Genomic DNA, 7,727 nt, shown 5'->3' with positions numbered 1-7,727 from the left:
TCAGCGAGAGCAGCGGCTTGGTGATCTGCTCTCCTGTAAGGATCTGCATCGATAGCCCAGCTTTCTCGATGGCTTTGCGTTCCCGCTTAATGTTGCGCCGCTGATTGGCATTGAAAGAGGTCAAGTAATCGTCGAAGCTGCTGTAGCCCTGATTGCTCCAAACATAGTTGTGGTGCAGCCAAGGGCTGAAGCCTCGCTGCTCCATCATTTGCCGCCACTGAGGATCGACGTAGAGAAAATGGCAGGCAGAAATATGGTTGCGATCGCAAAAATCGTCAATAGCATGAACCATCAGGTCGGTGAGCACCGCCTCATCTTCCCCCGGCGCGATTAAAAATCGATAGCCCTCGGCCGGCGTAAAGGGCGACATGCCCAAGAGTTTCGGATAGTACTGCACCCCCATACGTTGAGCCAGGTCTGCCCACTGCTGGTCGAACACAAACTCTCCGTAGCTATGCCCCTTCAGGTAGAGTGGTGCGGCGGCCACCAGCAATCGCCCGCGCCACACGGTCAAATGCTGGGGCAGCCAGCCGGTATTGGGTACAACGCTGTGGGAGGTTTCCATGGCGTTCAGCCAATGCCACTCCAGAAACGGCGTTTTTAGTGGCAGGGCTAGGGCGTCCCATTCCCCTTGGGGAAGTTCTGCCATGTTTGCGATCCAAGCAATGGAATAGGGAGAGGTTAGGGGATCCACCATGAAAGTCTGCAGAAAAATCGCTAGGGTGGACATGGATTGAGCGGCGGACAGTGCGCAGCATGGCTATGCATCCGAACCATGATCGCTCGCTTGCTAGACAAACCTGCCGTAGACAAGCGCTATTGACGATTATCCACAATCTTTTATGTTGTAGCCACGAAAAATACTTTCAAGGTAGTTCTTGATGGTCATGAAATGCACAAGGAAGGGCGATCGCTGCCGCCGTTGACGCACCTCGGGTTCCCATCCTCAACGACACGCTTTAAACTTAAGGATTGGTAATCTAATAAAAACGAGTTATGACCCATCCCCATACACCCACCACCCACCCGACAGCGGCAGACTTGGCCAAGCTTGATGACAAACTCTCCAAACGCTTCATCGAGTTGGATCCAGAAGGATATTTTATTATCTACGTTGATCGAGCAGCCGGGCTGATCTGCGCCGACCACTACACCAATGCCATCAACGAAAAAGGTCTCGCTGTCGATCCAGAGACCGGCGAACCCCTCTGCGCCCGAGGTGGCAATGCCAAGCGTCTGCCCACACAAACCTACAAAGGTCGCACGGCTAAAGAATTGGGCATGGCCATTACGGAAGTCGCCAACCCTTGCCCCCTCAGCAGATTTGACCATGCTCTATATCTAGGACGGGAATTTGTGCGTGCAGAGATGGCTCTGATCAGTGGCCATGACTACATTCAAGACTAGGACGACTCCGGAGATGATGTAGTGGTCTAACGAAAAAATTTTAAGCTATAACTGACGTCTACCCTGTCTCTTGAATAATGAGTAGACAATATGGCTTCAGCAGAACCATTGAGCCGCCCCCTAAGTTCGACTGGATGTTTACAGCCTGTTTGGGAACGATTAGCACCCCTTCCACATCCAGTATATTTTGTCACAAAAGACCCGAAATGGCAGGATATTGTTGATAATCCTAATTTTTTAGATTATCCAAACCAATTTCCCTTGGAATCACTCTACGAACGCGGTGTAAATACAAGCGATATTTGGACAGCCCAAGCCTATATTGACCTGAAGCAATGTGGTTTAGATGTTCATCTAGTTCCTGAGATTATTCCAGGACAAATTTGCTTCATACCTTACTATTACTTGAAAGCACGCGATTGGTTGCATAAAAGCTTTGTAGTAGCGTTATATCACGATTGTCCACGCCCTATGATGTGCAATCAGCGCTTTGTTATCAATCATTCCCAAATTCAATCCCAGAGGCTGGATCACTTCATTTCCCATCGTCCCTAACCTAATATGAAACCAAGGGATCCATCTAGAGGGGCTACGATTGAAAATCTGGTGTTTAAGGGGGAGGCGTACAATCTATTTCCACCCTTCAGAACCCCCGAGTTTTTAGCCCAGCTAGATGCAATGGACATTCGCCTAGTCATGAACACAGAGTTTACGGGAAATGTCTTTGAAGGCTGGGCGAACTATCGGGATGCTGACGTGGTGATGGCGATCCGCAACACAACCCATTTTGATACGTCTTTAAAACCCGCTCTGAAGCTGATTAATGCTTGGACGGCGGGGGTTCCAGCCTTGCTGAGTCCTGAACCTTCCTATCAACGACTTCGTCAATCTAGTTTGGATTACATTGAAGTCTGCACCCCAGAAGATGCGATCGCCGCACTGCACCACCTAAAGCAGAATCCTGATCTCTATCTAGCCATGATTGAAAACGGGTTGCGTCGGTCACAAGAGTTCACTCCGGCTCAAACTGCAATGCAATGGCATCAGCTATTGTCTGGCCCAATTGCGTCCGGATATGCCCAGTGGCTACGACAGTCCCCGCTGCAGAAAAAACTAGTTCGACCGATGCAATATTTTGGGCAATTTTTACTTCAGAAACGAGAAATTAAGCGGTATTTGTATGGCATCAATCACGGTCCGCGAATTTTGACTGAGCGAAGTCCATCCTATCAGCTACAGTTGCCGACACTGGAGGATGCGAAACAGCTTTGGGGATGATGCTCAGTGCTGGTTTAACGAACGTAGATGTAGTAGGTGACCATGGGGATCACGGTGGCGGCAATCAGGAAGCCGACAATGAGCACCGTGGAGCTATTTTGATCCGTTTCCTCGGCTTTGGCGTAGGTGCCTTCGGTTTGGATGGTGACTTCAACCACTGGCGGCCCAGGATCGGGTTGCCCCGTCAGCACGGCTAGGAGGCGATCGCCCGCGTCTAGAAAGGCTTGGTTGTATTTGTTGCCGTCGCGAATGGGCACTTGCAGTGTTTCTTGCGCAATGCTCTCGGCAATCTCTGCGGTTAGCCGATCGCTGACCGACGCGTCGGCATGGATGGCGGTGGTGTTGGTGACATTATCCAGCACCAGTACCACTTGCTTGGCTTGGGATTCCGGTGTGGGAAACCAGGTTTCGAACAACTGATCGGCAAAACTTTGGGCCGTTTCGCCATAGTCTAGACGGTGGAAGGTGACGAAGCGAACCTCAACGCCAGTCTCTTCAGCGATCGCTGCCAGTTGGCGATCGAGCTTGCCTTGATTCAACCGGCTAATAATATCAGCCTCATCAATCACCCAGATGGGATCCCCCGCAGCAACGGATGGCATACTGTAGACCCCGGTGGCATGGGCTGGCATGACTCCTACTTGGAGCATGAAGAAAACGCTCACCAAGGCAATCAAAATGGGTTTGCACAAAGCTGTCCAGACCGAAGCGGCATTAGCAGATTTCACCATACGTCTATGCAGTGTTGACCTCTCCAGACCATACTATCAGCTCTGCCGACCCGGGACATTAATTTACGCAAGTGCGGGGATCACGCCAATCGAGAGGCTGTTAAGACCCAGTCAACCTCACCAAAAATCAATACAATGAAATATAACGTTACAAGACAATCCGTAAACCTACGTGTTGTCTTGTGCCGCCTCCTGCACAGTCACGTGCCCTCACGGACGAAGTCAGTCCCTATCAAGGATTACGTTAGATATAACCCACCGGATCAACGATTGCGGGTGGGGAATGGGAATAGCAGAGCGCCATGGTGCAAACAGGTCTCTCCCGACGGACAACGACAGGTCAGGTTTGCAAAGTGTCACCTACCTCGCCCGCAATGAGCTTGTTTTCGCAGATCATAGGCCTATCTGGAGTTCTCTCGATATACAAGGCGTTCATCCAGGTGACCATGGATGACAGCAGGGGGCTTGACCCGTTTCGATACACCGCACTTACACTGCGCCGTTGGCTCAAAGAGTAGAACCACCATTCACTCCGGATCTATCCCTTGCACCGTGTAAGTCATACAGATGTTAGCTGCCGTTTATCAGCGGTGGCCATGCTCAAGGAGTTCCTATGGAATCTAGCCACCACCAATCTTACGTCATGTGGATGCGCCCCAGCCGTCTCAATCGATTTGGCGATGGAGTGGTTCAGCAGTCGAATACATTGCTCACCCTATCCGCCAAGCTGAGAACCACCAACTCTGAGGCGATCGCTCCTCTCCCCGTTACAACAGTGGCAAGACCCAAGCGATCGCTGCCGCACCTTGAGCTACTGCCTGCCTAAGCTGTTGGATACTGCATCATCTTGAAACTTATCTCCCTCAGCCGCAGTCTCCAATCGTATTGCGGCTTTTTTGTTTTTGTCTATGCTGTTTCTATCTGAACTAGCTGATGGGCACAACGCTGGTGGCACTGGGGAGAACTCTTAGATATCTTGCGTCGTCTGTTTAGATATGTCCCACAGGAGTAGCCATCATGCCGAATGGGTTCCATTCAAAGCTCTTATACCTGCTGATTCCTTGATGAGTTCATCACGGTCAGCTCATCAAAAACTCAGGTTGCCATGTCACGATGGACTGCAAGAAGCACCGTTAAACGCCATGAGGGATGGGTTAGTCCTCATGCCCATGGGTAGGCTAATAGCAGGATGCCAGGGATCACGGCATCCCCGTAATCTGAGGAGTGAAAGGTGTATCTCTTCATAGTCCTTCCGGCAATGCTCTGACATTGATACGCAAGTCCTAGGCTCCTATCCGCGATCGTCAATGCAACAGTTTGTGCTGGGGCATCGATGATTCTACCTGCAGGATAGCGAGGAAATGCCCTCCGTATATGTGCTGAAGAAAGTTGGGACTTTCCAGCGATGCAGCACAAGAATTGGTGATATTCGGCACGCCAGCACTTTCTAGAACCCTGTAGGATCTGGGAAGCTGGTGGTCTAACCCTAACAAGCCTTTGGTCATGGGCCTGATTCACATCCGTACCACAGCATATTATTCTCCCAACTTGGCATGATTTCTTTACCCTTGTCCCAACGTCGCCGTCTATCTAAGACTAGCTCTACCTCTCATCTAGCCCATGCATCAGAGGGCGATCGCGCCATTGTGGCTCGGCACATTAACATGGTGTTTGGGGAGGGAGCCCAGCAGTTTCAGGCCCTCTACAACGTTGACCTAGAGGTGGCGCGAGGCGATATCCAGCTCTTGATGGGGCCATCTGGATCCGGCAAAACCACCCTGCTCTCCATCCTCGGTGGCATCCTACATCCCACATCTGGAGAGGTGCAACTCTTGGGGCAAACCATTACAAACCTCTCTCGGAAACAGTTATCCGCCTTTCGTCTCTACTCCATCGGCTTTATCTTTCAGGGGTTCAACCTGTTCCCTGCCCTGACGGCCGCCGAAAATATTGAACTTGCCTTGAAGCTCAAAGGCGTAAAAAAACGCCCAGCCCATTGGGAAGCCATGATGCTCCTAGAGCAAGTGGGCTTGGGCGATCGTGCCCATCACCTGCCCAAGGATCTTTCCGGTGGACAAAAGCAACGGGTGGCGATCGCTCGGGCCTTGGCCGGTAATCCAGCGTTGATCATGGCGGATGAACCTACGGCTGCTCTCGATTCTCACAGCGGTCATGCCGTCATCAACCTCTTGCGTACTCTAGCTAAGGACAAGGGCTGCACGGTGCTGATGGTCACCCATGATCCTCGAATTATCGATATTGCTGACCACGTCACCTATCTAGAAGACGGGCGGCTACAGGCTCACCCCACCCTGGCGTAGAATTGCCCAGCCACCGCCTGTCCACCTCGCTACCGTGGAGGGCAGCCCTGCGGCTTGCGTTGATGCGCCCAACTCTTGGTTGAGGGTGGCGATCGCCTCTGGATGCAGCGTCAGAACAGTGGGGAAGCTAGCTGCAATCTCAGCCAGGCTTTGCAGGGCTGGCTCACCGGAGCGGTTGGCGCTCGTGGTGGCTAAGGGGCCGGTCTGTGCCAGAATATGGCGGGCGATCGCACAGTTGGGTACCCGAACACCAAGGCTGGTGGGGTTGGTGGGATTCATCGATGTGGGTACGCGATCGCTAGCGGGCAAGACTAGGGTCAATGCGCCCGGCCAATGCTGTTGGGCAACTTCCTGCCAATAGAGCCAATCGGATTCGCTCCCGGTTACATAGGGCCAGAGATCCAGGGCCTTGGCACCCATGAGAATTAGAGGTTTAGATTGGCTCCGCTGTTTGAGCTTAAACAACTGCTCTGCATGGGCGGGAGCACTAGCTAGGGCGGGCACGGTATCGGTGGGGAAGGACACGAGATGTCCTGCCTGGACACCCGCAACTAGCTCCTCAAGGGACACGTGTGGCATGGGTTAGAGATAGGGGATCTGGGAATGAAACGTCGGCAGTGTGCAGTGAATGCTTAACCGAAGTAAGGCCTAGGGGGTTGGGACAGGGATCACCTGCAGCCAACCGATTCAGCCGGCACATGCCTGCCTTATTGTATCGGCTGTATCGGCTGTATCGGCTAGATTGGCACCTGTGGCTCCTTGAACTAATTTACTGCCTGCGAAAGGCAAGGGCAAAGCGCTGCCGTCCAGCCAAATCGAGATGAATATCAATCTGTTCATACTGTCCCGTCTGTTGAAGCAGCGATCGCACCGTTTCTCCCTGCCCATCCATCAATTCCACAAGCCAAAGCCCACCAGCGATGAGATAGCGAGGCGCGATCGCCGCTAGATGGCGAATACAATCCAGCCCATCGTCTCCACCGTCTAGGGCCAGGCTCGGTTCGTGGTACCGCACTTCAGGCTGCAGCGTATCGAGCAACGCCGTGGGAATATAGGGCGGGTTGGACACCATGCCGCTCAGGGGGATGGCATCTGGAGGCAGCCCTGCAAACCAAGATCCTTGGCAAACCTGAAGGCGATCGCCCACACCACAGGTGATCGCATTAGCTTGGGCGATCGCTAAGGCCTCAGCACTAACATCCACCGCATACATCCTGGCCATCGGCAAAAGCTGGGCCAGAGCAAGGGCGATCGCTCCGCTCCCTGTCCCCAGATCGGCCCAGGCTCCGGCAGCCAGATGGGGATAGTGCTGAACCGCCGTCTCCACAAGATCAATCATGCCCTCCGTCTCAGGGCGCGGAATCAACACCGCTGGCGACACCTGGAGGCAGAACCGCCGCCATCGCACCCGACCTGCCAGATATTGCACCGGCACGCGATCGCGCAAGCGCCGAGTCCAAAGGCGGTCGAGGTCTGTCAAGGAGACATCCAACGTCACCTGTGGACGAGTCTTAAAGCTTTCCAGCCGCAGCGTTAGCCGATCGATCGAGCACAACTCCTGCATGAGCCACTCTAGTTCAACCAAGGGCACTTCCGAGGCGATCGCCGCCTGCCTAGCTCCCTGCCACCAGTGCCAAAGCTGTTGTCCAGAAATGGTGCGATCGTCCATCATGCGCTCAATCCACAACCCATTCTCATGTCCTAATAGCAAACGCAGCAGATCTATGCAATCTGCTGCGCTGCCTACTAGCTAACCGGTAAGCCCGGTCTATTGACTCTCAATCTCACCCCAATGTACACCTACTGAGGTTGAGGCGCACCGTCAAGAATATACTGTAACGAATCTGTTGGAGGAATCAACAGAATGCGATTGAGTTCGTCATTATCGCTGGTTTGTAGGGTTTCAATCAACCCTTCTAAGTTAATCACCTGAATTTCAATCGAATTTGCAAGCGATGGCTGCGCTTCTGTCAGGCGAGCCAGCATGGAT

General features: G+C 52.9%; 10 protein-coding genes. 5 read left to right on the top strand and 5 right to left on the bottom strand.

The window, feature by feature from the left end; genetic code table 11:
- Nucleotides 1-697, bottom strand: a 697-nt coding sequence (locus tag V6D20_06925; protein ID HEY9815518.1) for a peptidogalycan biosysnthesis protein, incomplete at its 3' end; no start/stop codon positions are given.
- Nucleotides 698-996: 299 nt separating this feature from the next.
- Between V6D20_06925 and V6D20_06920 the strand changes: the two genes are divergently transcribed.
- From V6D20_06920 to V6D20_06910, 3 genes are all read left to right on the top strand, one after another.
- Nucleotides 997-1,407 carry a DUF4346 domain-containing protein gene (locus tag V6D20_06920; GenBank protein ID HEY9815517.1) on the top strand — a complete coding sequence of 137 codons (411 nt, stop codon included), beginning with the start codon at nt 997-999 and terminating at the stop codon, nt 1,405-1,407.
- Between the two features lie 90 nt (nt 1,408-1,497).
- On the top strand, nt 1,498-1,962 hold the full coding sequence (locus tag V6D20_06915; GenBank protein ID HEY9815516.1) for a hypothetical protein: 465 nt from the start codon (nt 1,498-1,500) through the stop codon (nt 1,960-1,962).
- 141 nt (nt 1,963-2,103) lie between these two features.
- Nucleotides 2,104-2,685, top strand: a complete 582-nt coding sequence (locus V6D20_06910) for a glycosyltransferase (protein ID HEY9815515.1) — start codon at nt 2,104-2,106, stop codon at nt 2,683-2,685.
- A 14-nt stretch (nt 2,686-2,699) separates the two neighbouring features.
- On the opposite strand, the gene V6D20_06905 is transcribed toward V6D20_06910, so the two are convergent.
- Nucleotides 2,700-3,416: a TPM domain-containing protein gene (locus V6D20_06905; GenBank protein HEY9815514.1), complete on the bottom strand. Its 717-nt coding sequence runs from the start codon at nt 3,414-3,416 to the stop codon at nt 2,700-2,702.
- A gap of 613 nt (nt 3,417-4,029) precedes the next feature.
- On the opposite strand from V6D20_06905, the gene V6D20_06900 reads away from it, so the two are divergent.
- On the top strand, nt 4,030-4,242 hold the full coding sequence (locus V6D20_06900) for a hypothetical protein (GenBank protein HEY9815513.1): 213 nt from the start codon (nt 4,030-4,032) through the stop codon (nt 4,240-4,242).
- Between the two features lie 727 nt (nt 4,243-4,969).
- Nucleotides 4,970-5,737, top strand: coding sequence for an ABC transporter ATP-binding protein (locus V6D20_06895; protein ID HEY9815512.1), 768 nt, complete (start codon nt 4,970-4,972; stop codon nt 5,735-5,737).
- Here V6D20_06895 and V6D20_06890 read toward each other — a convergent pair.
- The 3 genes from V6D20_06890 to V6D20_06880 form a co-directional block, all read right to left on the bottom strand.
- A complete protein-coding gene (locus V6D20_06890) occupies nt 5,711-6,316 on the bottom strand; it encodes an L-threonylcarbamoyladenylate synthase (GenBank protein ID HEY9815511.1) in 606 nt (201 codons plus the stop codon). The two genes, V6D20_06895 and V6D20_06890, sit on opposite strands and share 27 nt — an antisense overlap.
- Before the next feature lie 190 nt (nt 6,317-6,506).
- On the bottom strand, nt 6,507-7,424 hold the full coding sequence (gene prmC / locus V6D20_06885; GenBank protein ID HEY9815510.1) for a peptide chain release factor N(5)-glutamine methyltransferase: 918 nt from the start codon (nt 7,422-7,424) through the stop codon (nt 6,507-6,509).
- A 113-nt stretch (nt 7,425-7,537) separates the two neighbouring features.
- On the bottom strand, nt 7,538-7,727 hold a 190-nt coding region (locus tag V6D20_06880; GenBank protein HEY9815509.1), incomplete at its 5' end, for a Tic22 family protein.

The sequence above is a fragment of the Candidatus Obscuribacterales bacterium genome, from assembly GCA_036703605.1.
In the GTDB taxonomy this organism is placed as follows: Bacteria; Cyanobacteriota; Cyanobacteriia; order RECH01; family RECH01; genus RECH01.
The sequence above is the reverse complement of the archived record's forward strand: the minus strand, read 5'-3'. Positions and strand labels throughout refer to the sequence as shown.

Coding starts and splice junctions, on each gene's coding strand:
- V6D20_06890 (HEY9815511.1), bottom strand. CDS start 6,316: ATGCCACACGTGTCCCTTGAGGAGCTAGTTGCGGGTGTCCAGGCAGGA.
- V6D20_06915 (HEY9815516.1), top strand. CDS start 1,498: ATGGCTTCAGCAGAACCATTGAGCCGCCCCCTAAGTTCGACTGGATGT.
- V6D20_06905 (HEY9815514.1), bottom strand. CDS start 3,416: ATGGTGAAATCTGCTAATGCCGCTTCGGTCTGGACAGCTTTGTGCAAA.
- V6D20_06910 (HEY9815515.1), top strand. CDS start 2,104: ATGAACACAGAGTTTACGGGAAATGTCTTTGAAGGCTGGGCGAACTAT.
- V6D20_06900 (HEY9815513.1), top strand. CDS start 4,030: ATGGAATCTAGCCACCACCAATCTTACGTCATGTGGATGCGCCCCAGC.
- V6D20_06920 (HEY9815517.1), top strand. CDS start 997: ATGACCCATCCCCATACACCCACCACCCACCCGACAGCGGCAGACTTG.
- V6D20_06895 (HEY9815512.1), top strand. CDS start 4,970: ATGATTTCTTTACCCTTGTCCCAACGTCGCCGTCTATCTAAGACTAGC.